The following is a 23,500-nucleotide window of genomic DNA, read 5'->3' on the forward strand; positions in this document are numbered from 1 at the left end:
CATCAGGACGAGCAAGGAGTGTGACGATGACGATGCCGATAACCCCCAACCGCCGCTGGCCGTGGCGCAAGACGATGCTGGTGCTGGCCCTGAGCGCGGGCCTGGCGCCCGTGTGGGCCCAGGGCATGCCGCCGCGCGGCATGCCGCATGGCCCGGGGCCGATGGCGGCGGCCATGGCCCCCGACGACGCGCGCGCCGAGCGCATGGTCGAGCACATGGCGCGCGAGCTGAGCCTGCAGCCGGCGCAGCGCGATCAGCTGCGTGCCTTGGCGCAGGCGGCCAGCCAGGATTTGCGTGCCCTGCGCGACGAAGGCCGCACGCTGCGCGAAGAGCGCCATCGCCTGATGGCGGCGCCGCAGCTCGACGAGGCCGCGCTGGAGGCGTTGCGCCAGCGCGAGCTGGCCCACCACGACAAGTTGACGGCGCGCATGCAGCGCTTCATGATCGACACCGCCAAGGTGCTCACGCCCGAGCAGCGCCAGCGCTGGGCCGAGCGCATGCAGCGCCGCGGCGACGGTCCCCGCCCTCACCATCACCGGGATGAGCACGCGCATCCTCCTCGTCGATGACGACCTGCGTCTGAGCGCCATGCTGGCCGACTACCTCGGCCAGGCGGGCTACGCCGTGGAGACCGCGGGCACGCTGACGGCGGCCCGCCAGCGCCTGCGGCAGCCGCCGGCGCCGCAGGCGTTGATCCTGGACCTGATGCTGCCCGACGGCGATGGGCTGCAGTGGTGCCGCGAGCTGCGCGCCGACCCAGCCACCGCGGCGCTGCCGTTGCTGATGCTGACCGCGCGTGGCGAGCCGGCCGACCGCATCCTCGGGTTGGAGTTGGGCGCCGACGACTACCTGACTAAACCGTTCGAAGCGCGCGAACTGCTGGCGCGCTTGCGTGCCCTGTTGCGCCGTGCCCAAGCCGGGTCCGGCACGCCGGCGCAGGTGCTGCGCGTGGGGGCGCTGGAGCTTGACCTGGGCGCGCACGAGGTGCGGCTGCATGGCCAGCCGCGCGAGCTGACCGCGTACCAGTTCCAACTGCTGGCCGTGTTGGCCCGACACGCCGGGCGGGTGCTGACGCGCGACCAGATCATGGACGCGCTCAAGGGGCATCCCCAGGATGCATTCGACCGCTCGATCGACGTGCACATCTCGCGCATCCGCGCCGCCCTGGAAGACGACCCGAAGCGACCGCGGCGCATCCTCACCGTGCGCGGCACCGGCTACATGCTGGCACGGCCCCGCGCCGACGAAAGCGCGGCATGAGGCGGCTGTACCTGCGCATCTACGCCGTGGTGCTGAGCGTGCTGCTGGCGTTTGCGGCGCTGGCGGTGGGTGTGTTTCAGTACCACGCGCAGGCCCAAAGCGAGCAAGAACAAGCCGCCTGGCTGGACTTGACCGGCGGCTGGGTCGACCCTGCGTTGGCGCCGTTTGCCGAGGCGGATGCCCCCCTCGGGCAACGCCTGTGGTGGGTGGCGGCTTCCTTGGCGGCGTTGCTGGCGCTGGTGGGGCTGGCCTCGTACCCGCTGGTGCGTTCGCTGACCCGTCGCTTGGAATTGCTGCGCACGGGCGTGCAAGCGTTTGGCGACGGCGCCCTGCAGCGGCGTGTGGCGGTGCAGGGCCACGACGAGGTGGCCGCGCTGGCGGCCAGCTTCAACGCCGCCGCGGCGCGCATCGAAGCGCTGGTGCGCGCGCAGCAGCGCCTGCTGGCCAACGCCTCGCACGAGCTGCGCTCGCCGCTGGCGCGGCTCAAGCTGGCGCTGGAGCTGCTCGATGCGACCGAAGAGGCCGAGACGCGGGCACGGCACCGCGCCGAAATCCAACGCAGCCTGGCGGAGCTGGACGCGCTGGTGGACGAGGTGCTGCTGGCGGCCCGGCTGGAAACGACACCCAACCTGGCGCGCCAGCCGCAGGAGTTGCTGGCGCTGGTGGCCGAGGAGGCGGCCTGGTTCGACGCCGAGGTCAGTGGCGCCCCCGTGACCGTGCAAGGTGATGAGCGGTTGCTGCGCCGCGCGGTGCGCAACCTGCTGGACAACGCGCGCCGCTACGCGCCGGAGCAGCCGCCCCAGGTGCGTGTGCAGCGCGGCGTCGCGGGTCAAGCCCAGGTGTGGGTGTGCGACCGCGGCCCGGGCGTGCCAGCCGACGCGCGCGAGCGCATCTTCGAGCCCTTTTTCCGCCTGCCCGGTCATGCCGAGGCGCGCGGCGGCGTCGGTCTGGGGCTGGCGCTGGTGCGCCAAATCGCCCAACTGCACGGCGGCCACGTGCACTGCGAAGAACACCGCGGTGGTGGCAGTTGCTTTGTGCTGTCGCTGCCTGCCGACGACCCGCCGCCTCAACCCATCAGCCGCGCTAACGCTTCGCGGTAACGTGCCGCGGTTTGCTCGATCACCTGCGGGGGCAGGGTGGGCGGCGGCGGTTGCTTGTTCCACGGCCGGCCATCGACCTGCGCCGTTTCCAGCCAATCGCGCAGGTACTGCTTGTCGAAGCTGGGCGGGTTGGCCCCTTCGGCGTACGACTCGGCGGGCCAGTAGCGCGAGGAGTCGGGCGTGAGCACCTCGTCCATCAGCGTCAGCGTGCCGTGCTCGTCCAGGCCAAACTCGAACTTGGTGTCGGCGATCAGGATGCCGCGCGTGGCCGCGTAGTCGCTGGCTGCCTGGTACAGCCGGATCGAGACATCACGGATGCGCTCGGCCAGCTCGCCGCCCACGCGCGCGACCATTTCGTCGAACGTGATGTTCTCGTCGTGCTCGCCCACCGCCGCCTTGGCCGCCGGCGTGAAGATGGGGGCGGGCAGCTTGGAAGCGTTGCGCAAACCCGCTGGCAGCGCCACGCCGCACACCGCGCCCGACTGCTGGTACTCCTTCCAGCCGCTGCCGGCCAGGTAGCCGCGCACCACCGCTTCCACCGGAATCGGCCGCAAGCGTTTGACCAGCATCGATCGTCCCCGCACCAGGGGGCGCTCCGGCGGGGCCACGACGCTCTCGGGGTCGTCGCCGGTCAGATGGATCGGGCACAGGTTGGCGCCCTTGGGCCCCAGGCGGTCGAACCAAAACAGGCTCAGCGTCGTCAGCAGCTCACCCTTGCCGGGGATGGGCTCGTTCATCACGACGTCGAACGCGCTGATGCGGTCGGTGGCCACCATCAGGATGCGGTCGTCGCCGACGGCGTAGTTGTCGCGCACCTTGCCGCGCGCCAGCAGCGGCAAGGACTTGAGGTGGGTGGTGTGCACAGCCGTGGTCATGGGGGGCGATGGTAGCGCAGCCGATGCAGGCTTGGCCGCGTATGTGGGGTTGCTCGCGTTGCCGCGCCCGCTACGGTGGCGACGAATTCGTGGTGTTGGCGCCTTTGCCCTCCGAGTCGGCCGAGACGTTCGAGCGCACCGCAGCGACCCTGGTGCGCCGCTTGCGCGACGCCACCGCGGGCCACTTCACGATGGAGGAGGGTGTCACGGTGGCCTACGCCGGCGCGCCGGTACACGATCACACGCACCAAGCCCCGACCAGGGGCGAACACGTAGCCGTAGTCGCCTCGGCGGCCATCGTCGACTTTCCAGCGAAACGCCACCGCGCCATCCACCCCGTCGTAGCGGCACTGCGCAGGGCGGTATTGGGGTTATCCCTGCACGACCTGCGCCAGCTCGCCCACTTCGTAGCGGTAGGCCATGATGGCCAGCGCGCGGCCCTTGACCTTGGCGCCCATGCCCTCGCAGCCGAACTCCAGGTAGCGCTGTTTGCACACCTGTTTGGCGGCTTCGCGGGCGGGCTTGAGCCACTCGCGCGCATCGAACTTGTCGGGGTTTTCGTGCAAGAACTTGCGCACCGCGCCCGTCATGGCCAGCCTAATGTCGGTGTCGATGTTGACCTTGCGCACGCCGTGGCGGATGGCTTCTTGGATTTCCTTGACCGGCACGCCGTAGGTCTCTTTCATCTTGCCGCCGTACTGGTTGATGACGGCCAGCAGCTCCTGCGGCACGCTGGAGCTGCCGTGCATGACCAGGTGGGTGTTGGGCAGGCGCGCGTGGATCTCTTTGACGCGGCCGATGGCCAGCACGTCGCCCGTGGGGGGACGGGTGAACTTGTACGCGCCGTGGCTGGTGCCGATCGCGATGGCCAGCGCGTCCACCTGCGTGGCGCGCACGAACTCGGCCGCCTGCTCGGGGTCGGTCAACAGCGCCGAGTGGTCCAGCTTGCCCGCCGCACCGTGGCCGTCTTCCTCGCCGGCCATGCCGGTTTCCAGCGAGCCCAGGCAGCCCAGCTCGCCTTCCACCGACACCCCCACGCGGTGCGCCATCGCAACCACGCGGCGCGTGACGTCCACGTTGTAGTCGTAGGGTGCCGGGGTTTTGCCGTCTTCCAGCAAGCTGCCGTCCATCATCACCGACGAAAAACCGAGCCGGATGGCGCCTTCGCACACGGCGGGGCTTTGGCCGTGGTCCTGGTGCATGCACACCGGGATGTGCGGGTAAGCCTCGACGGCGGCTTGCACAAGGTACTTGATGAACGATTCGCCGGCGTACTTGCGCGCGCCAGCGCTGGCTTGCAGGATCACGGGCGCACCGACTTCGTCGGCGGCGGCCATCACGGCCTGCACCTGTTCCAGGTTGTTGACGTTGAAGGCCGGTATGCCGTAGCCGTGCTCGGCGGCATGGTCCAGCAGTTCGCGCATCGACACGAGTGCCATGGTCGGGGTCCTCCTTGGTGCCTGCGGGGATCAAGCGTGGTTACATGGTGGTTACACCGCGCGGCATTGTAGGACGGCGCGCCCAAGAAAATGGCCACCGCCTGGTGCCAGGACGGTGGCCGCAAGGGCAGCGGGCCAGGCCCACCGGCCCGCTGTGCAACGATGTTAGCGCATCAGACGCGCACCAGGTTGGGGTAGCGCACGTGCTCGACCAACTCCTGGATCTCGCGCTTGGGCGCTGGCGTCAGCAGGCTGACGATGATGATCACCGCAAAGCCCACCGGCACGCCAAAGACGCCCGCCGAAATCGGCTGAATGCCCCACCACATGTTGTCGGCCACCGGGCTGGTGACGCCAAACACGCTGCGCAGCCAGGGCTGGGTCGTGGCCATGTAGTAAAACGTCACCCCAAAGCCCGCGATCATGCCCAGGATGGCCCCCCACTTGGTGGCGCGCTTCCAAAAGATGCCCAGCACCAACGCCGGGAAGAAGCCCGCCGCCGCCAGCGAGAACGCGGCCGAGACCAGGAACAGGATGTCGGCGGGTTTTTGCGACGCCACGTACGCCGCCAACAGCGCCACCACCAACAGCAGCACCTTGGAGATCATCACGCGCCGCGCGGTGGTCGCGTTGGGGTCGATCATCTTGTAGTACAGGTCGTGCGACAGCGCGTTGGCGATCGTCAGCAGCAGCCCGTCGGCGGTCGACAGCGCCGCCGCCAAACCACCCGCGGCCACCATGCCCGAGATGACATAGGGCAGACCGGCGATCTCGGGCGTGGCCAGCACGATGATGTCACCACCGATACGCATCTCGCCCAACTGGAAGATGCCGTCCTTGTTGACGTCGGTCACCGACAGCAGCGCGGGGTCGACCTTGCTCCAGTTGGCGATCCAAGCTGGCAGCTTGTCAAACGGCGTGCCCACCAGCACCGTGAACACCTCGTACTTAACCAGCACCGCCAGCGCCGGTGCGGTGAAGTACAGCAGGAAGATGAAGAACAACGACCAGCCGACCGACTCGCGCGCCTCCTTGACGCTGGGGGTGGTGTAGTAGCGCATCAGGATGTGCGGCAGCGCCGCCGTGCCCAGCATCAGGCAAAACACCAGCGCCAGGAAGTTGCGCCGCGACTCGTAGAAGGTTTTTTGCGCTTTTTCATCGCCGTTGGGGTCGCCGGCGAAGGCCTGGGCGTGGCGTGGCATGCCGGCCAGCGGCTTGGCACGCGCCTCCGCCGCGGCTTTGGCCTTGGTCCAGGCGTCCTTGGCGGCGGCTTCATCCTTGGGCACAGCCGCCAGCGCTTTTTCGGCGGCGGCGATCTGGTCGGCCGGGGCGTTGGCCGCGCGCAGCTCATCGAGCTTTTGCTGCGCGGCGGCGCGCTCAGCCGCCAGCGCCGCGGGCACGTCCTTGAGCTTGTCTTCCAGCGCCTTGGCTTGGGCCTTGAAGGTCTCGATGACTTCTTTCTCTTTCGGATCGTCGATCAGGCGCTTTTCCGCTTCGGTCACTTTGACCAGCTGCTGCCCATACACCAGTTGCGGCAGCGGCACCCCGGTCTGTTTGACCGACAGCCACACCACCGGGATCATGTAGGCGATGATGAGGATGATGTACTGCGCCACCTGGGTCCAGGTCACCGCGCGCATGCCCCCGAGGAACGAGCACACCAGAATGCCGGCCAGCCCAAGGAAGATACCGATCGAGAAGTCCACGCCGGTCAGGCGCGTGGTGATCAGGCCCACGCCATAGATCTGCGCCACCACGTACACGAACGACACGAAAATGGCGATGATGATGCCGATGAAGCGGGCGGTGTTGCCGTCGTAGCGCGCCCCGAGGAAATCAGGGATCGTGAACTGCCCGAACTTGCGCAGGTACGGCGCCAGGAACAGCGCCACCAGGCAGTAGCCGCCGGTCCAGCCCATGATGAAGGCCAGGCCACCGTAGCCGGTCAGGTACAGCGTGCCCGCCATACCGATGAAGGAGGCCGCGCTCATCCAGTCCGCGCCGGTGGCCATGCCGTTGTAGATGGCCGGCACGCGCCGCCCGGCCACGTAGTACTCGGCCGCGTCGTTGGTGCGGCTCATGATGCCGATGCCGGCGTACAGCAGCACCGTGGCCAGCAAGAAGATGTAGCCGATCCAGTTCTTGGGCAGGCCCAGCTGCTCCAAGATGGCCAGCGCCACCACGAACACGAGGAAGCCCCCGGTGTACCAACCGTACACCTTGTTGAGCTGCTGCTTGAAAGCCTTGTTGCTGCCGGCGGAGAACACGCCGCCGGCCGGTTCAGGGGTCATGCCAGCCATGGTGTCACTCCTCCTCCTCGGCCACGCCGAATTCCTGGTCCAGCCGGTTCATCGTGCGGGCGTAGTACCAGATGATGAGCACATAGACCACCAGCGCCCCCTGGGCGCCGACCCAGAAGCTGAATGGCCAGCCAAAGAAGTTGAAGCTGAGGTCGCGGGCGAAATACCCGATGACGAACGTGACGAAGAACCAAATCGCCAGCAGCACGCCGGTGATGCGTAGGTTCTTCTGCCAGTAGCGCTGATGCGCTTCGGACAGCGGTTGCATGATGTCTCCTCACACCGTCTATGCCAGAGCCGGGCATGGCCCAGCCACCCAACCCAGGGGCGCGCCGCAGGGAGCGCCCCCGCCCTGCAACCACGGTGTCCGCGCCTAGCCCATCGGCTGCAGCCCGGTCTCGCGCACGAGCTGGGCGGCCACCTTGGGCTCGAAACCTTGCAGGTGCCGGATGATGCGGCGGGCCTGCTCGGTTTCAGCGCGGTCGGCATGAATCCGCGCCATCTGGTACCAGGCGTACGGACTCATGGGTTGCAATTCCGTGTTGCGCTGCAGCGCCTGCAGGGCTTCGTCCAGCCGCCCCTGCGCGATCAGGGTCAGCCCCAGCCCATACCAGGCGCGGTCCAGCCGTGGATCCAAGGCCACGGCGCGCCGAAAACTCGCCTCGGCGGCCTGGGCGTGCCCGAGTTGTTCCAGCACGTAGCCGCGGTTGAACCAGTGCGCGGCGGCGTCGGGCTGCAGCGCCACCAGTTCGTCCAGCAGCGGCGCGGCTTCGGCCAGCCGGCCGGCTTCGGCCAGCAGGTGCGCCAGCGTCGCCAGCAGATGCGCGTCGCCTGGGTGCAAGGCCCGCGCGCGTTGCAGCAGCGCCAGCGCCTGCGCGCGCCGGCTCCACCACAGCAGCGCGCGCACACGCCAGCGCAGCACGTCGGCCGAGTGCCACCAGCGCCTCATCGGCACGCCTCCACGCCGATGGCCAGGCAGTGCTCGATCTTGGCCAAGGTCACCGCCAGGTACAGCGCCGCCATCAGGCAAAACGCCACGAACGGGTGCGTGCGTGGCGCCAACGCGCGCGGCGCCAGCCAGCGCCCCAGCGCGATCCACGGGCGGTTGACCATCTGGAACAGTTGGTAAAACAGGTTGCGCTGCCGCCCCGCGCCGGCCAGCACGTGCAACGCCCCTTGCCCGGCCAGCGCCAGCAGGCCGATGTACAGGATCAACTGCGCGATGTTGAGCCACAGCAGCATAGGATCGAGGGCAGCGGACGTTCGATGACGGCAATGGTCACGCGGCAAGCCTTACAACACACTTACATGATGGGGTGGGTAGGGGTAAATCCTAGGGTGCTGACATGGCCCGGGGGGTGTTGGTGGGTGGGCCGGTTTTCTTACAGTATGGGCGTGCCCAACATCCATGGAGCATCGACATGAAGGAGGCACGCAGCGCCGTGCACGCACCGCCCCGGGAGGAATGGCAGGCGGCCCAGCGCCTGGTGCAGGCCGAGTGGGCGGCGCAGGGGGCTTGGGGGCCGCCGCTGGAATTGCCGCTGGGGGAGCTGCCGCTGCGCACGCCGGTGGCGCTGCCTGCCGACGCCCCCGTGCGGCAGGCGCTGCGCGTGATGAGCGAGCAGCGCGTCGGTTCGGTGCTGGTGCTGGGGTCGCAGGGCGAGCTGCAGGGCATTTTCACGCGGCACGACGTGCTGGAGCGCGTTGCGCTGCCCGGCAGCGACCCGCAGCAGCCGCTGGCGACGGTGATGACGCAACCCGTGCACGCCCTCACCACCAGCGACACGGTGCACGACGCCGCGGTGCTGATGTCGCGCCACCGCATCCGCCACGTGCCGGTGCTGCAAGGCGGGCGCGTGGTCAGCGTCGTGTCGGAGCGCGATGTGTTCGCGCTGCACCACCTGTCGGTGCGGCACGTTGGGCACACCATCGCGGCGGCGCAGTCCTTGCCCGATTTTCAGCACGCGGCGGCGCAGATTCGCCAGTACGCGCGTCACTTGATGGCGCAGGGGGTGCAGGCGCGCTCGTTGACGGCGCTGATCGTGCGGCTCAACGACCAGCTCACGCAGCGCATGATCGAGCGCACGCTGGCCGAGCACGGTCTGGATCCACGCGAGATGGCGTGGCTGGCGCTGGGCTCCGAGGGCCGGGGGGAACAAACGCTGGCCACCGACCAGGACAACGCGCTGATCTTTGCCGTGCCCGACGGCGGCGATCCCGAGCATGTCCGGCAGCGTTGGCTGGGCTGGGCGCGGCGCGTCAACGAGTGGCTGGACGCCTGCGGTTACCCGTTGTGCAAGGGCGGCATCATGGCCGGCCAGGCGGCCTGTTGCCTGACCCTGGAGGAGTGGCGGCAGCGCTTTGCCCGCTGGATCGACAGCGGCGGCCCGCAAGAGCTGCTGCGCGCCAGCGTCTTTTTCGATTTGCGCGCGTTGGCGGGGCGCGAAGATTGGGCCGAGGCGCTGCGCGCCGATGTGCTGGCCCGCACCCAGGCGTCGCCGAGGTTCATCCGCCAGTTGGCGGCGGCGCACCTGGAGCACCGGGTGCCGTTGACGTGGTGGGGCGGTGTGCGCACCCGCCACGAGGGCGGGGGGCGCTGGATCGATCTCAAGCTGCAAGGCACGGCCCTGCTGGTGGAGGCCGCCCGTGTGCTGGCGTTGGCCCACGGCGTGGCCGCCACCGGCACGCCCGAGCGGCTGCGCGCGGCCGGGCGTGCGCGGCGTGTGCCCGAGGCGGAGGTCGACGGCTGGGTGGCGGCGTTCGACTACCTGCAAACCCTGCGGCTGGTGCAGCAGCTGCGCGCCGACACGCCTGGGCATCCCAACCGCCTGGATGTCCGGCGACTCAATGCGCTGGAGCTGCGCATGCTCAAAGCCGCGCTGGCCGCCATCCGCGGCTTGCAGCAGCGGCTGCAACTGGACTACCTGCGCTGAACACGGCGGCTCGGCGGCGGGCTTCACGCCACCGTGCCGACCTTGAGCATGTTGGTGCCGCCCGGCGTGCCCATGGGCTGGCCGGCCGTGATCACGTAGCGGTCGCCGGCCTGCAAGCGGCCGCGGGCCTTGAGCTGCTGCACCGCCTGCTCCAGCGCGGTGTCGCGGTCGGCGCTGCCCCCTGCACTGCGCAGCGCATGCACGTTGCGGTACAGCGCCAGCTTGCGCGCGGTGCTCAGCCGCGGCGTGATGGCGTAAATCGGGATATCGACCGTGTGACGGCTCATCCACAGCGGCGTGGAGCCCGACTCGGTCAGCGCCACGATGGCGCGCGCCTGCAGGTGGGACGCGATGAACAGCGCCCCCAGCGCGATCGACTGGTCGATGCGCGCAAACGTTTTGCCGATGAAATCGTGGTCCAGCGCATCCTGGTAAGCCTGCTCCGCGGCCACGCAGATGCGCGCCATTTCCTGCACCGTTTGCAGCGGGTATTTGCCAGCGGCGGTCTCGGCGCTGAGCATCACGGCGTCGGTGCCGTCCAGCACCGCATTGGCCACGTCGCTGACCTCGGCGCGCGTGGGCACCGGCGCGTGGATCATGCTCTCCATCATCTGCGTGGCGGTGATGACCAACCGGTCGTGCTCGCGCGCCAGCCGGATCATGCGCTTTTGCAGCGCCGGCACCGCGGCGTTGCCCACCTCGACCGCCAGGTCGCCGCGCGCCACCATGATGCCGTCGCTGGCCTGCAAAATCGCCTCCAGCTCCGGGATCGCCTCGGCGCGCTCGATTTTGGCGATCAGGCCCGGGCGATGGTCGTCGTGCGCCGCCTCGTCGCACAGCCGGCGCGCCAGCCGCATGTCGTCGGCGTTTTTCGGAAAACTCACCGCCACGTAGTCGACACGCAGCGCCATCGCGGTGGCGATGTCGGCCATGTCCTTCGGTGTGAGCGCCGGCGCCGTCAACCCGCCGCCACGCTTGTTGATGCCCTTGTGGTTGGACAGCTCGCCGCCCACCACCACCCGGGTGTGCACGGCTGCACCCTCCACGCGCTCCACCTGCAGCTCGATCAGCCCGTCGTTGAGCAGCAGGATGTCGCCCGGCACGACGTCGCGCGGCAGCTCCTTGTAGTCCAGCCCCACCGCCGTTTCGTCGCCCGGCTCGGTGCGCGCCGCGTCCAGCGTGAACGCGGCCCCCTCCAACAGCGTGACCTTGCCGTGCGCGAACTTGCCGATGCGAATCTTGGGCCCCTGCAGGTCGGCCATCACCGCCACCTCTTTGCCCACCCGCTCGGCCGCGGCGCGCACCGCCTCGGCGCGGCGGCGGTGATCGTCGGCGCTGCCGTGCGAAAAATTCAGCCGCACCACGTCCACGCCGGCGCGGATCATGGCCTCCAACAGCTCGGGCGAGTCGCTGGCAGGGCCCAGCGTGGCGACGATCTTGGTGGCGCGCAGCGGCATGGTGGCGGGTCTCCTCGACGGTGAGGGGGTGATGGGAGCTTACCCCTGGTTTGTAACCAAATTACGACAGCCGATTGTAGTCACAGCCTTGCACGCTGGCCCGCGGTCGGGGGGCCTATGATGCGGCCATGGTCCACACCCGCCCACCCCGCGCGCCACGTCCCCTCGAGGGGGTGCGCATTCTGAGTCTGGCGCTCAACCTGCCGGGCCCCGCGGCGCTGCAACGGCTGCGCCAACTGGGCGCGCGCTGCACCAAGGTGGAGCCGCCCGGCGGCGACCCCATGCAAGGCTACTGCGCCGCGGCCTACGCCGAGTTGCAGCGGGGCGTGCGCACGGTGGCGCTGGACCTCAAAACCACGGCGGGGCAACGGCGCCTGGCACAACGGCTGGCGCGCACGGACGTGCTGCTGACCTCGTTTCGCCCCTCGGCGCTGGCGCGCCTGGGCCTGGACCCGTCCAGCCTGGCCCAGCGTCACCCGCGCCTGTGCGTGGTGCGCATCGTGGGCGGGGCGGGCGCGCGCGCCGAGGACGCTGGACACGACCTCACCTACCAGGCCGAGGCAGGTCTGATCGACGGGCTGGCGCTGCCGCCCAGCCTGTTGGCCGACATGGCCGGCGCTTTGCTGGCCAGCGAAGCCGTGTTGGCCGCGTTGCGCCAGCGCGACGCGCGAGGCCGGGGCGTGGTGCACGACGTGGGCCTGGCCGACGCGGCCGCCTGGCTGGCCCGCCCGCGGGCCTGGGGGCTGACGGCGCCCGGCGGGCTGCTGGGCGGGGCACACGCCGGCTACCGGGTGTACCGTTGCGCCGATGGCCGCGTGGCGGTGGCGGCGCTGGAGCCACACTTTGCCCGCCGCCTGGGCGACGTGGCCGGCCTGGGGCCACTGAGCCCGGCCGACGCCCTGCGCCCCGAGGTGGCCGACCGCTTGACCGTGTGGTTTGCCGGCCGCACCCGTGCTGAGCTCGACGCGCTGGGCCGCGCCCACGACCTGCCGTGGGTGACGCTGGACGCAGGCTGAGGACGCACGCTATGGCTATCTATCAAATAGCAAAGTACGATTGATTTTTATTTGGTCTTGCCCCACCATAACGCCATGGTCGATGTCCGAACCACCCAGGAGAACACCATGGCCCGCTTGCGTCGCATTGCCCACACCCACCGGCTGGCGCTGCTCAAGACCGCCACCTACTACGTCATGCACATCACGGTGGCCATGGCCGTGGCCTACGCGGTCACCGGCAGCTGGGTGGCCGCGCTGACGCTGAGCCTGCTGGAGCCCAGCGTGCAGGCCGTGGCGTACTTTTTCCACGAGCGTGCGTGGGCGCGCTGGCAGCAGCGTAGGCCAGCCGTGACCGCGACACCGAACCAAACCCCGATCCCGGCGCCGATGCCCGGCTGACGCGCCCTATCCAAGCCGTGCCGCTGGAGCGGCCGGCGGCAGCGGCGCCGTGGCATGATAGGTTCCTCAAACCACCGTTTGGAGGACGCGCATCATGTCCGCCCCTGTCGATGCCTTGCGTGGACCGAGCCGCCGCCGCTGGCTGGCTTGGGCCCTCGCCGTGCCTGCGGCGGCCCCGCTGGCCGGCTGCGGCTACAACGAGTTTCAGCGTCTGGACGAAGAGGTCAACGCCGCGTGGGCCGAGGTGCTCAACCAGTATCAGCGCCGCGCCGACCTGGTGCCCAACCTGGTGGCCACGGTGCAGGGTGAGGCCAACTTCGAGCGCGAGACGCTGACGCGCGTCATCGAGGCGCGCGCCCGCGCCACCGCGATCCAGGTCACGCCCGAGATGCTGCAGGACCCGCAGGCGCTGCAGCGCTTCCAGGCCGCGCAGGGGGAGCTGGGCGGCGCCCTGGCGCGCCTGCTGGTGGTGGCGGAGCAGTACCCCAACCTGAAGGCCAACCAGGCGTTTGCCGACCTGCGCGTGCAGCTTGAGGGCACCGAAAACCGCATCGCGGTGGCACGCAACCGCTACATCCAGGCCGTGCAGCGCTACAACACGCTGGTGCGCAGCTTTCCCACCAACCTGACGGCGATGGTGTTGGGCTACCAGCCCAAGGCGGGTTTTGCCCCCGGCAACGCCGCGGAGCTGGCGCAGCCGCCCAAGGTGGACTTCGGCACGCCCGGGCGCTGAGCAAGGCCGCCCGTGGCTGCAACCCCAACATGATGGTGCGTGCCCGCTGCCCCCAAGCACGGCCGACCGCGCTGGCGCGGTGGCTGGTCGCCGCGGTGGCGTGCGCCTGGACGCTGCTGGCGGGTCTGGTGGCGGCCCAGCCGTTGCAGCCTGTGCCACCGCTGAGCGCCCGGGTGATGGACTTGACCGCAACGCTGACGCCACCGCAGCGTGCGGCCCTGGAAGAGCGTCTGGCGGCTTTTGAGCGCCAGCACGGCAGCCAAGTGGTGGTGCTGATGGTGCCCACCACAGCGCCGGAGGACATCACCGACTACACCCAGCGCGTTGGCGACGCCTGGAAACTGGGCCGCCGCGGCGTTGGCGATGGGGTGCTGCTGGTGGTGGCCAAACACGACCGCCGCGTGCGCATCGCCACCACCAAGGCGGTGGAGGGCGCGCTGCCGGACCTGCTGGCCAGCCGCATCATCGAGCGCGCCATCGTGCCGCACTTCCGCCAGGGCGACTTCTACGGCGGGCTGCAGGCCGGCGTCGAGCAGATCCTGGCCGCGCTGGCCGGCGAGGCGCTGCCGCTGCCCGAAGCAGCCGCGGCCCGCCCCGGCGCGGGCGACGGCCCCGACATCGAGGGAGCGCTGGTGTTCGTGGCCGTGGCCGTACCCGTGATCGCCACCGTGGCGCGTGCGCTGTTGGGGCGGGTGTTGGGGGCGGCGGCCACCGCTGGCGTGGCCGGCGTGGTGGGGGCCGGGTTGGGCTTGCCGCTCGGGTGGCTGGGGCTGCTGGTGGTGGCGGCGTTCGTGCTGGCCATCAGCGGCGTGCGCGTGGGTGGTGGCGCGTCCGTGGGCCACGGAGGCTGGCGGGGCGGCGGAGGTGGCCTGGGTGGAGGCGGGTTCTCGTCCGGCGGTGGTGGCAACTTCGGGGGCGGCGGCGCCTCCGGGCGGTGGTGAGCTCCATGGCAACCCTGCTGAGCACCCTGCGGCGCTGGGCGCGTCACCTGTGGCTGGATGAGCGCGCCAGCCGCCGCTGGCTGGACGATGCCGCAGCCGAGCGCCTGCGCCAACGCATCGCCGCCGGCGAAGCGCAGCATCTGGGCGAGGTGCGCATCTGTGTCGAGGCCAGTCTGCCGCTGGCGTGGCTGTGGCCGCCGCCAGCTGACGAGGCCGACCTGGCGGCACGCATTCGCCGTCGCGCGGTGCAGTGGTTTGCCCGGCTTCACGTGTGGGACACCGAAGCCAACGCCGGCGTGCTGATTTACGTGCTGCTGGCCGAGCGCGTCATCGAAATCGTGGCTGACCGCACGCTGGCACGCCAAGTGCCACCCGCGCAATGGGACGACGCTGTGCAAGCGCTGCAACAAGGCTTGCGTGCTGGGACCGTGGAGGCGGCTTTGACGTGCGCCGTCGACACCGTGCACGGTTGGCTGCTGGCGGTGGCGCCGGCCACGTCCGGGCAGCCTAACCCCAATGAACTGCCCGATGCGGTGGTGCGGGTATAGCACTGGCGGGACCCTATGGCGTCGCCCCTGATGTATTCCTAAGGTTTTGTTTTTTTCACCCTATTGGTCGTACATTTCCCCCAGTTCAATGGGCTTTGGTCGCTGTTTTGTGGGAGTTTGCCGTGCGCTACGCTTGCCCCGCCACACCGCTGTTGGGGGTGGGGGCTTGGCACGCGCCTTTCTCGGGTCCATCATGTACGCCATGGTCACGCGGGTATCCTGCGGACACGGCGGGCGCAAGCTGCTGGCCGACCCCGCGACATGGGTGGGGTTTTGGGTGCTGCAGAGCGCGGTGGTGGCACGCATCGTTGCAGCGCTGTGGCCAGATACGCTGGCCCTGATGGTGGGGGCTGCGCTGTTGTGGTTGGCAGCGGTGCTACCGTGGGGCGTGCGTTTGTTGTCTTGGTACGGTCGGCCTCGGCCCGATGGTCGTCCGGGTTGGGTGTGGGGACGGTATCGCGGGCCAACCTGATGGAGGTCATCAGTCGATGTGGATTGTTCAAGCGCAACGGTCGGCGCAGCACCAGGCCAACCACGAGCAACCTTTCGAGTGGTTGCAGGCGTGCCACGACCGTGTCGAGCGTACCTTGGATTTGCTGTTGCGGCTGCTGGAGCATGTCGACGCCCAAGGCGCTGACGAGCAGGCGGTACAAGCTGCCGCGCAGGTGATGCGTTACTTTGATTTGGCGGCCCCTTTGCATCACCAGGACGAAGAGTTGCACGTCTTTCCCCAACTGAAAGACAGTGGTGATCCTGTCGCGCAGGCGTGGGTGCAACGGCTGCAAGCCGACCACGAAGCGATGACGGCCGACTGGGTCTGGTTGCGACAGGCGCTGCTGCGCCTGCAACAGGCCGCTGGGGATCCCCACTGGCGTTGGTCGGACGACGAACGCCGCGTGATGCACGCATTTGCGCAGCGCTACGAGGACCACATCGCGTTGGAGGAGGGGCGGGTGTTTCCCCGCGCCGAAGGGTGCATGTCGGCGGATGAGCGCGCCGCGATGTCCGCCGACATGCTGCGCCGCCGTGCTGTGGGCGGTGCAGGGCGGTAAACCGCCACTGGGGCGACATCGACCCTCTACGTGCGCTCGAAGGGCGGAAACAGCACGTTGTTTTCCAGATGGATGTGTTGCATCAGGTCGTCCACAAACTGGGACAGGCTGGTGTACAGCGCGCGCCACGTGGCGCAGGCTTCGTCCGGCGGGGTCATGTCGCGGGTCAGGGCGCGCAGACGTTGCAGCTGCTCACCATGGGCATCGTGTTCCATGCGCATCACCCTGATCGGCATGTGCGCCATCGCGGAGCCCCCTGCGCGCAACATTGGAAACAGCACATTCTCTTCTTTGCTCATATGTTCGAGCAGTTCCTCGTGCATCTGCCGCAACAGGTCGCCCAGGCCAACCGGGACGTCGGGATGATTCCGGTGAACAGCCTCGACCTTGTCGGTCAACCGAATCAGTTCGGGTAGCTGTTGCCGATGCACATCGTGGTAGCGGCGCAGAATGTGCTCGATCAATTCCGGGGTCGTGCTCGGGGGCGCTTGCATCGGTGTGCGCGGCAGTTGTTGCAGCTCGGCAAGCACCGCGTCGGGATCCACGTCGCGGGCGGCGCAGGCCTCGCGCAAGCTGCGCTGACCGCCGCAGCAAAAGTCGAGGCGGTGGCGTCGAAACACCTCGGTGGCGCCGGGCACCTGGGTGGCCCAGGCGGCGACGGTGACGTCCAACGGATCGCGTTCAAAGGTGGTGTGCATGGCAGCCTCCATAATATGCACAAATAATGCATATTATGTGGTCTTGCGGACCGCCTTGTCCATCGTCCGAAAGAAGGATGTGGCGACGGTGCGGCACAATGCCCGCTATGCGCTTGACACTTTGGACCGACTACAGCCTGCGGGTGCTGATGCACTGTGCCGCATGCGAGGCGACGGGTCGACGCGCCACCATCGCCGACATGGCGCGTATGTACGGGGTGTCCCGCCACCACTTGACCAAGGTCGTGGTGGCTTTGGTCCATGGCGGTTGGTTGCGCGGGCAACGCGGCCGCGGCGGCGGCCTGCGGCTGGCGCGACCGGCGGCTGACATTCGCGTTGGCGATGTCATCCGATGGGCCGAGCGCGACTTTGAGCTGGTGGCCTGCATGGGCCCTGGCGGGGAGGAGGCCTGCTTGCTGATGCCGGGCTGCCGTTTGCGGGTGGCGCTCAATGCGGCTTTGCGCGCGTACCTGGGCGTGCTGGATGGCTACACCTTGGCTGACCTGGTGCCGGTGGGGACGGTGCCCGCTGCAACGGTGCTGCCGCTTCAGCCCGTCCGCCCAGCGGCGAACCAGAACCCAGCGGGGTGATGGGCGACGGCCGCGCCCACGATGTGCGCGGCCACGACCAGCGCCACCACCCCCGCCAGGACGCGCGTGCGTGCAGGCACCGTAGTGCGCAGTGCAAGGTGGCCCAGCATGATGTACAGCACCAGCAAACACCATTTGAACCACAGCCAAACGGGCACGGTGGGCCACCAGCCGCGCGTCAGCATCAACCCCACACCGGCCATCAGCAACACCGAATCCGCCAACACCGCCGCCGCGCGCGTGGTCCGCGCCCAGACCCATGGCCTGCCCAGCAGGGCGGCCACCCAGCGCACGGTGAAGAAACTCAGGCTGGTGGTTACCGCTGCCAGGTGCCACCACCACCAACCAAGGCTGGTCATGGCTGAGGTGCCTTGCGATGGGGTTGTCCCCGGTCCAGGTAGGGCAGCTTGTCGGTCACCTGTGCCCACTGGTCCGCGTCAGGTAGGGCGGACTTGCTGCGCACGATGGTGGGCCACTGCTTGGCCAGTTCGGCATTGAGCCGGATGAACGCGAGCTGCCGTGCAGGCACGTCATCTTCGTGCACGATGGCCTCAACGGGGCATTCGGGGACGCACACGGCGCAATCGATGCAGTCGTCCGGGTCAATGACCAACATGTTCGGCCCTTCACGGAAGGCGTCCACAGGGCAGACGTCCACGCAGTCGGTGTATTTGCAGCGTATGCAAGCTTCCAGCACGACGTGGGTCATGGACGGCTCCTTGTAATATGCATAACGATTACATATTATGCTGCGCATCGCTGACGGGCGCGCCATGCATCCATGGGCAGCGTGGTCATCGCGCACCACAAAGCTCACCCCGTGCGAGCCGGCGGCCACGCTCACGGCTTGAGTTGGAGTTACCCTGCTTTCACGGACGGCTGAGGGCTTGGGAGCCGAGCCTGGGTTGGGGTGGATGCTGGAGGGTTCGGGGACGGGGCAGCAGCCTGCGCCTGGAAGTGGCGCTGCACCAGGTCCTGCGCACGGCAGGCTGGCAGCGCCTCATCATCCTGCGCACGCCGCGAGGGACGGCGCCCACGCCAGTCGTAGTGGCCGCTGGGCGAGACCCGCAACACGCGGCACATGGTGCGCACGGGGAAGGTGCGCCTGGTTGGCACGCATCAGTTCGTAGACGCTGTCAGCGTCTTGTCGACCTTGGCGGCAAACCAGGCCGTAGCCTTTGCCAGGATGGCACGCTCCATCTGCAGGCGGCGGTTCTCGCGTCGCAGTCGCGGAGGTGCAATCAACAATGGTGTTTATTGGACACCTGATCGTCGCCCTGGGCCGCGCTCCAGCGTCGGCCTGTTGGCCTACTACCGATGGCTGGTCGTTCCGCAGCGCTCAGCCCGCCGCGGGTGCTACCGAGGCACCCTCCACCCCGTGCCTGGCCAGCAGTTGGGCGACCAGCCCGCTGGCTTTGGCGTGTTCGACGAACGCCGCCAGCGTGGCGCGCGCCTCCGCGCCGTACGCGGCTGGACAGCCCATGGCTTGTTCGATGACCATGAAGCGCCCCGGCAGCACGCGCAAGCCGCCACGGCGCTGCGCCTCGGCCAACAGCGGCTGGCGGATGCCCGCGGCCACGTCGGCGCCGCTGGCCAGGAACTGCTCCACCACCGCGGGCGTCGAGGAGGCGCGCTCCAGCGTCGCGTGCTGCAGTGTGCGGCTGAGGTACAGGTCGTAGGCGCTGCCCTGCCCCACCACGACGCGCGTGCCGGGGCGATCGACATCGTCGTTGGTTTGCTGCAGCGCGTCGGCGCGCACCAGGTAGCTGCCTTCAATCAGCAGGTAGGGGGCGCTGAACGCCACGCCGTCACTGCGCTTGGGGTCGATGGCAAAAAAGCCCACGTCCGCCAGACCCTGGCGCACCGCGGCCACCGATTCGGCGGCCGTGCTGACCACATGCAGCGCCAACGGCACGCCAAGCTGCTGCGCCAGCGCGTGGGCCAGGTCCACCGAAACACCCGTGGGCTGACCCTCGGGGCCGCGCCGCGCCAGCATGGCGTTGCCCAGGTTGATGACGGCGCGCAGGGTGCCGGTGGGGGCGAGGGGCGTCTGGGCGGATACGTGGTCAGGGGCCGTGGTCATGGTGAAAGCAGGGTGCACTTGGCGCGTTGTGGGTTATCGAAGATCTTGACGCAGCGCAAACAAGTAAGTATCGCTCAAACCGTGCGGGCCTCCTTGGCCGCTCAACGGTCAAGTGCCATACTGTCGCCCCATGCAAGCCGCGTCGCAGCCCGCCGTCACGCCCACACCCGACGATGTTTTCGTGTGGGACACGACCCTGCTGACCGGCATCGACAGCGTCGACCAACAGCACCACCACTTGGTGGACCTGTTCAACGCCCTCAACCGTGCGATGTTTCACGGGCAGGCGCTCAGCCCGCAGCCCAGCAGGCTACGTTTGATCCGCCTCGGTATGCACCCTGTGCAGGCCTACCAGCAGGAAGAAGACCCACGGGATCGCCGCGTGGCCAACCTGCTGCGCATGGTGGGGCAGCTGTACCATGTGCTGGCGGTGCAAAACCAAGATCTGTTGGAGGCCAACGCGCGGCTGGAGCAGCGCGTGCGCCCGGGTGCCGCGCGACCCAGCCGATGGCGCGGCGTTGGTGCAAGCCGCCGACACCGCCTTGTACGAAGCCAAGCGGCAAGGGGGCAACCGGGCGGTTGTTTGCCAGCCCGCGCAAGCGCGCAACAGCGCACCGGTCTGAGCGACCTGCAGGCCGCAGGGGTGGTAGGCGCTTTTTACAATGGGCGCCTCCGTTGGGCATTGAACCGCTGAGCGGCCTTGGCCGCAGCGTGCCCCGCACCGTTGGAGATGCCGACCGTGAACGATCAAACCGACGCGCGCGCCCAGCTCAAGCGCGCCGCACTGGACTACCACGAGCGCCCGCAGCCGGGCAAGCTTGCCATCACCCCCACCAAGGCGCTGTCCAACCAGCGTGACCTGGCGCTGGCGTACTCGCCTGGCGTGGCCGCGCCGTGCGAGGAAATCGCCGCCGACGCCACGCAGGCGTTTCGCTACACCGCGCGCGGCAACCTGGTGGCCGTCATCACCAACGGCACGGCCGTGCTCGGGTTGGGCGATATTGGGCCGTTGGCGGCCAAGCCGGTGATGGAAGGCAAAGCGGTGCTGTTCAAGAAGTTCGCCGGCATCGACGTGTTCGACATCGAAATCAACGAAAAAGACCCTGACCGGCTGGTGGATATCATCGCCGCGCTGGAGCCCACCTTCGGCGGCATCAACCTCGAAGATATCAAGGCGCCGGACTGCTTTTATGTCGAGCGCAAGCTGCGCGAGCGCATGCGCATCCCGGTGTTCCACGACGACCAGCACGGCACCGCGATCGTGGTCGGCGCGGCCATCCTCAACGGCCTCAAGGTGGTGGGCAAGGACATCCGCTCGGTCAAGCTGGTCACCAGCGGCGCCGGGGCGGCGGCGCTGGCGTGCCTGAACCTGCTGGTCAAACTCGGCTTGCCGCGTGAACACATTTGGGTGACCGACCTGGCCGGCGTGGTGTACCAAGGCCGCACCGAGTTGATGGACGCCGACAAGGCGCAGTTCGCCCAGGTCACCGACGCGCGCACGCTGGCCGAGGTCATTGAGGGCGCGGATGTCTTTTTGGGCCTGTCGGCGGGCGGGGTGCTCAAGCCCGAGATGGTGGCCCGCATGGCGCCGCGGCCCTTGATTTTGGCGCTGGCCAACCCCACGCCCGAGATCCTGCCCGAGCAGGTGCGCGCGGTGCGCGATGACGCCGTCATCGCCACCGGGCGCAGCGACTACCCCAACCAGGTCAACAACGTCCTGTGTTTCCCGTACATCTTTCGCGGGGCGCTGGACTGCGGCGCCACCACCATCACCGACGAGATGGAGATCGCCGCCGTGCACGCGATCGCCGAGCTGGCCCAGGCCGAGCAAAGCGACGTCGTGGCGCAGGCCTACGCGGGGGAAAAGCTGGCCTTCGGGCCCGAGTACCTGATTCCCAAGCCGTTCGATCCACGGCTGATGATGCGCATCGCGCCGGCGGTGGCCGAGGCGGCCGCGCGCAGCGGTGTGGCCACGCGCCCGATCGCCGACATGGACGCGTACCGCGAGCGGCTGCAAAGCTTCGTGTTCGCGTCGGGCACGCTGATGAAGCCGGTGTACGCGATCGCCAAGCAGGCGCGCCACAAGAGCGTGGCCTACGCCGAGGGCGAGGAAGAGCGCGTCTTGCGCGCCGCGCAGGTGGTGGTGGACGAGGGGCTGGCGCGCCCGGTGCTGATCGGCCGCCCAAGCGTGATCGCGCAGCGCATCGAGCGCTTTGGGCTGCGGCTGCGCGAGGGGGTGGACTACGACGTCGTCAACGTCGAGCACGACCACCGCTACAAAACCTTTTGGCAGGATTACCACCGCATCATGGAGCGCCGTGGCGTCACCGAGCAGCTGGCCAAGATCGAGATGCGCCGGCGCCTGACGCTGATTGGCGCGATGCTGCTGCGCCACGGCGAGGTGCACGGCCTCATCTGCGGCACCTGGGGCACGCCGGCCATGCACCTCAACTACATCGACCAAGTCATCGGGCTGCGCCCCGGGGCCAGTTGTTACGCGGCCATGAACGCCATTTTGCTGCCCGGGCGGCAGGTGTTTTTGGTCGATACGCACATCAACCTCGACCCCAGCGCCGAGCAAATCGCCGCCATCACGCAAATGGCGGCGCGCAAGATCATGCGCTTTGGCGTCACGCCCAAGGCGGCGCTGCTGTCGCACTCCAACTTCGGCTCGTCGGACGCGCCCAGCGCCGTCAAGATGCGCCAGGCCTTGGCCATGCTGCGCGAGCAGGCGCCGTGGTTGGAGGTGGACGGTGAGATGCACGGCGACGTGGCGCTGGATGCGGCGATGCGTCAAGCCATCATGCCGCGCAGCACCTTGAGCGGCGAGGCCAACCTGCTGGTGTGTCCCAACATCGACGCGGCCAACATCAGCTACAACCTGCTCAAAACCGCCGCCGGCGGTGGCATCGCGATTGGGCCGATGCTGTTGGGCGTGGCCAAGCCGGTGCACATCCTGACGGCCAGCTCCACGGTGCGGCGCATCGTCAACATGACGGCGCTGACCGTGGCCGAAGCCAACGTCGGACCGCGCGCCGTGGCGGGGGATGCCACGCAGGCGCGGTAAGGGCGTCGGCACGGTGAAGCACAAGCGCCCAAGATTGTCAAGATCTTGCAATCTGGCGACGCTTGCGGCACACTTGCGCCCTTGTTTTTAGGGTTTACCCCAAGGCGAACGAACGGTGCTGAGGACGTGGCTGCGCCCGCTGCGTGCGTGGTGGGTGGTGCTGGGGCTGTGGCTGGGGGTGTGCGCGCTGGCGCTGGCGCGCGGGCCCCTGGACGACAGCGTGGCGCTGGCCGAGCTGCCGCCCGAGGCGCGTCAGGTCATGCAGTTGATTCGCCAAGGGGGGCCCTTTCCGTACGAAAAAGACGGTACGGTGTTTGCCAACCGTGAACGGTTGCTGCCGCCGGCCAAGCGTGGGTACTACCGTGAATACACGGTGCCCACGCCGGGCCTCAAGCACCGGGGTGCGCGGCGCATCGTTTGCGGGGGGTGGACGCCCACGGTGCCCGAGGCTTGCTACTACACGGCCGACCACTATGCGAGCTTTCGCCGCATCGTGCCGTGAAGCGGCGGGCCCAGGCGCTGGTTCGCGTTGCCTTGAACTTTTGTAGCCATCATCCGACGCCCATCATGGAACAGCCGCTGCGCAACGTGCGACCCAACATCGTCCAGTCGATCCGCGCCTTCACGGTCAAAGACCTGCAGGCGGCGGCCGAGACGCTGGGCCACCACTTCCTGTACGCCAACCTGGCCACGGCGCTCAACAAGCAAGACATCCTGGAGCTGATCTCGACGCAGTTCCAACTGCCGCCGCACAACGGCAAAAACCTCGACGCGCTGTACGACTGCCTGACCGACACGGTGTACAAGTCGGGCCCGCAAACGGGGTTTGTGTGTGTGTTGGAGCACATCCCCACCAGCCCCAAGTTCGACAAGGAAGCGCGCGAGCAGCTGCTCGACGTGTTCCGCGACGTGGCCGACTTTTGGGCCGAGCGCAAGGTGCCGTTCCGGTGCTTTTATTCGTTCTCGGTGGCGCGCGCGCCGCGCCCGGCCGACCTGGAGCAGGCCGACGAGCCGTTGCTGACCGACA

The 23,500-nt window shown here is 68.6% G+C and carries 26 protein-coding genes and 2 pseudogenes; 16 read left to right on the forward strand and 12 right to left on the reverse strand.

Translation table 11 applies throughout. The features are described 5' to 3' along the window. Window positions 1-26 precede the first annotated feature (26 nt). From EDC36_RS10270 to EDC36_RS10280, 3 genes are read left to right on the forward strand one after another with little or no spacing between them, the layout of a single operon-like run. Complete coding sequence (locus EDC36_RS10270; protein ID WP_132963169.1) at window positions 27-569, forward strand: Spy/CpxP family protein refolding chaperone; 543 nt, start codon at window positions 27-29, stop codon at window positions 567-569. Next, the gene (locus EDC36_RS10275; protein ID WP_132963170.1) at window positions 541-1,260 is read left to right on the forward strand and encodes a response regulator transcription factor; all 720 of its coding nucleotides are present in this window, start codon (window positions 541-543) and stop codon (window positions 1,258-1,260) included. The genes EDC36_RS10270 and EDC36_RS10275 overlap by 29 nt, the downstream gene beginning before the upstream one ends. Continuing rightward, window positions 1,257-2,360 (forward strand): sensor histidine kinase, encoded by a 1,104-nt coding sequence (locus EDC36_RS10280; protein WP_132963171.1) that lies wholly within the window; start codon window positions 1,257-1,259, stop codon window positions 2,358-2,360. Before EDC36_RS10275 ends, EDC36_RS10280 begins: the two co-directional genes overlap by 4 nt. Here the strand turns inward: EDC36_RS10280 and EDC36_RS10285 are convergent. From EDC36_RS10285 to EDC36_RS10310, 6 genes are all read right to left on the reverse strand, one after another. Beyond that, window positions 2,327-3,235 (reverse strand): phosphoribosylaminoimidazolesuccinocarboxamide synthase, encoded by a 909-nt coding sequence (locus EDC36_RS10285; protein ID WP_132963172.1) that lies wholly within the window; start codon window positions 3,233-3,235, stop codon window positions 2,327-2,329. The two genes, EDC36_RS10280 and EDC36_RS10285, sit on opposite strands and share 34 nt — an antisense overlap. 371 nt (window positions 3,236-3,606) lie before the next feature. Beyond that, window positions 3,607-4,674 (reverse strand): class II fructose-bisphosphate aldolase, encoded by a 1,068-nt coding sequence (gene fba / locus EDC36_RS10290; protein ID WP_132963173.1) that lies wholly within the window; start codon window positions 4,672-4,674, stop codon window positions 3,607-3,609. Window positions 4,675-4,847: 173 nt separating this feature from the next. Continuing rightward, the gene (locus tag EDC36_RS10295) at window positions 4,848-6,974 is read right to left on the reverse strand and encodes a sodium:solute symporter family protein (protein WP_132963174.1); all 2,127 of its coding nucleotides are present in this window, start codon (window positions 6,972-6,974) and stop codon (window positions 4,848-4,850) included. Between the two features lie 4 nt (window positions 6,975-6,978). Continuing rightward, a complete protein-coding gene (locus EDC36_RS10300) occupies window positions 6,979-7,242 on the reverse strand; it encodes a DUF4212 domain-containing protein (protein WP_132963175.1) in 264 nt (87 codons plus the stop codon). Between the two features lie 105 nt (window positions 7,243-7,347). Next, window positions 7,348-7,923 carry a tetratricopeptide repeat protein gene (locus tag EDC36_RS10305; protein WP_132963176.1) on the reverse strand — a complete coding sequence of 192 codons (576 nt, stop codon included), beginning with the start codon at window positions 7,921-7,923 and terminating at the stop codon, window positions 7,348-7,350. Then, window positions 7,920-8,216, reverse strand: a complete 297-nt coding sequence (locus tag EDC36_RS10310; RefSeq protein ID WP_132963177.1) for a hypothetical protein — start codon at window positions 8,214-8,216, stop codon at window positions 7,920-7,922. The genes EDC36_RS10305 and EDC36_RS10310 overlap by 4 nt, the downstream gene beginning before the upstream one ends. 179 nt (window positions 8,217-8,395) lie before the next feature. On the opposite strand from EDC36_RS10310, the gene EDC36_RS10315 reads away from it, so the two are divergent. Further along, on the forward strand, window positions 8,396-9,907 hold the full coding sequence (locus EDC36_RS10315) for a DUF294 nucleotidyltransferase-like domain-containing protein (protein WP_165902855.1): 1,512 nt from the start codon (window positions 8,396-8,398) through the stop codon (window positions 9,905-9,907). A 23-nt stretch (window positions 9,908-9,930) separates the two neighbouring features. Here EDC36_RS10315 and pyk read toward each other — a convergent pair whose 3' ends face one another. After that, entirely contained in the window at window positions 9,931-11,364 is a 1,434-nt protein-coding gene (gene pyk, locus EDC36_RS10320; RefSeq protein ID WP_132963179.1) for a pyruvate kinase, read from the reverse strand. A 128-nt stretch (window positions 11,365-11,492) separates the two neighbouring features. Here pyk and EDC36_RS10325 point away from each other — a divergent pair, with 128 nt between their 5' ends. From EDC36_RS10325 to EDC36_RS10355, 7 genes are all read left to right on the forward strand, one after another. Then, window positions 11,493-12,380, forward strand: a complete 888-nt coding sequence (locus EDC36_RS10325; protein ID WP_132963180.1) for a CoA transferase — start codon at window positions 11,493-11,495, stop codon at window positions 12,378-12,380. A 108-nt stretch (window positions 12,381-12,488) separates the two neighbouring features. Next, window positions 12,489-12,761: a DUF2061 domain-containing protein gene (locus tag EDC36_RS10330; protein ID WP_132963181.1), complete on the forward strand. Its 273-nt coding sequence runs from the start codon at window positions 12,489-12,491 to the stop codon at window positions 12,759-12,761. A 94-nt stretch (window positions 12,762-12,855) separates the two neighbouring features. Then, the gene (locus EDC36_RS10335; protein ID WP_132963182.1) at window positions 12,856-13,494 is read left to right on the forward strand and encodes a LemA family protein; all 639 of its coding nucleotides are present in this window, start codon (window positions 12,856-12,858) and stop codon (window positions 13,492-13,494) included. Window positions 13,495-13,523: 29 nt separating this feature from the next. Next, window positions 13,524-14,435, forward strand: a complete 912-nt coding sequence (locus EDC36_RS10340; protein ID WP_243646562.1) for a TPM domain-containing protein — start codon at window positions 13,524-13,526, stop codon at window positions 14,433-14,435. A 5-nt stretch (window positions 14,436-14,440) separates the two neighbouring features. After that, a complete protein-coding gene (locus tag EDC36_RS10345) occupies window positions 14,441-14,983 on the forward strand; it encodes a TPM domain-containing protein (RefSeq protein WP_132963183.1) in 543 nt (180 codons plus the stop codon). An 88-nt stretch (window positions 14,984-15,071) separates the two neighbouring features. Beyond that, window positions 15,072-15,455: an NnrS family protein gene (locus EDC36_RS10350; protein WP_132963240.1), complete on the forward strand. Its 384-nt coding sequence runs from the start codon at window positions 15,072-15,074 to the stop codon at window positions 15,453-15,455. Between the two features lie 16 nt (window positions 15,456-15,471). Then, entirely contained in the window at window positions 15,472-16,035 is a 564-nt protein-coding gene (locus EDC36_RS10355; RefSeq protein WP_165902856.1) for a hemerythrin domain-containing protein, read from the forward strand. A gap of 26 nt (window positions 16,036-16,061) precedes the next feature. On the opposite strand, the gene ytfE is transcribed toward EDC36_RS10355, so the two are convergent. Then, a complete protein-coding gene (gene ytfE / locus EDC36_RS10360; protein ID WP_132963185.1) occupies window positions 16,062-16,733 on the reverse strand; it encodes an iron-sulfur cluster repair protein YtfE in 672 nt (223 codons plus the stop codon). Window positions 16,734-16,840: 107 nt separating this feature from the next. Here ytfE and EDC36_RS10365 point away from each other — a divergent pair, with 107 nt between their 5' ends. Continuing rightward, complete coding sequence (locus EDC36_RS10365; protein ID WP_132963186.1) at window positions 16,841-17,323, forward strand: Rrf2 family transcriptional regulator; 483 nt, start codon at window positions 16,841-16,843, stop codon at window positions 17,321-17,323. On the opposite strand, the gene EDC36_RS10370 is transcribed toward EDC36_RS10365, so the two are convergent. The 4 genes and pseudogenes from EDC36_RS10370 to EDC36_RS10380 form a co-directional block, all read right to left on the reverse strand. Continuing rightward, window positions 17,281-17,682 (reverse strand): SirB2 family protein, encoded by a 402-nt coding sequence (locus EDC36_RS10370; protein ID WP_132963187.1) that lies wholly within the window; start codon window positions 17,680-17,682, stop codon window positions 17,281-17,283. The two genes, EDC36_RS10365 and EDC36_RS10370, sit on opposite strands and share 43 nt — an antisense overlap. Next, a complete protein-coding gene (gene fdxA / locus EDC36_RS10375; protein ID WP_132963188.1) occupies window positions 17,679-18,032 on the reverse strand; it encodes a ferredoxin FdxA in 354 nt (117 codons plus the stop codon). The genes EDC36_RS10370 and fdxA overlap by 4 nt, the downstream gene beginning before the upstream one ends. Window positions 18,033-18,324: 292 nt before the next feature. Next, window positions 18,325-18,553 (reverse strand): annotated as a pseudogene (locus EDC36_RS13400) (IS3-like element ISAav4 family transposase); the annotation flags it as partial. Window positions 18,554-18,662: 109 nt separating this feature from the next. After that, entirely contained in the window at window positions 18,663-19,406 is a 744-nt protein-coding gene (locus EDC36_RS10380) for a transporter substrate-binding domain-containing protein (RefSeq protein ID WP_132963189.1), read from the reverse strand. Window positions 19,407-19,536: 130 nt separating this feature from the next. Between EDC36_RS10380 and EDC36_RS10385 the strand changes: the two genes are divergently transcribed. The 4 genes and pseudogenes from EDC36_RS10385 to EDC36_RS10400 all read left to right on the forward strand — a co-directional run. Beyond that, window positions 19,537-20,100 carry a hypothetical protein gene (locus EDC36_RS10385; protein ID WP_132963190.1) on the forward strand — a complete coding sequence of 188 codons (564 nt, stop codon included), beginning with the start codon at window positions 19,537-19,539 and terminating at the stop codon, window positions 20,098-20,100. A 36-nt stretch (window positions 20,101-20,136) separates the two neighbouring features. Continuing rightward, window positions 20,137-22,473: an NADP-dependent malic enzyme gene (locus tag EDC36_RS10390; RefSeq protein ID WP_132963191.1), complete on the forward strand. Its 2,337-nt coding sequence runs from the start codon at window positions 20,137-20,139 to the stop codon at window positions 22,471-22,473. Window positions 22,474-22,639: 166 nt separating this feature from the next. Continuing rightward, window positions 22,640-22,975, forward strand: a complete 336-nt coding sequence (locus EDC36_RS10395) for a guanyl-specific ribonuclease (RefSeq protein ID WP_390617042.1) — start codon at window positions 22,640-22,642, stop codon at window positions 22,973-22,975. A 65-nt stretch (window positions 22,976-23,040) separates the two neighbouring features. Beyond that, window positions 23,041-23,436, forward strand: a pseudogene (locus EDC36_RS10400) (barstar family protein); the annotation flags it as partial. Window positions 23,437-23,500: the final 64 nt, after the last annotated feature.

The sequence above is a fragment of the Tepidimonas ignava genome, from assembly GCF_004342625.1.
Classification (GTDB): domain Bacteria; phylum Pseudomonadota; class Gammaproteobacteria; order Burkholderiales; family Burkholderiaceae_C; genus Tepidimonas; species Tepidimonas ignava.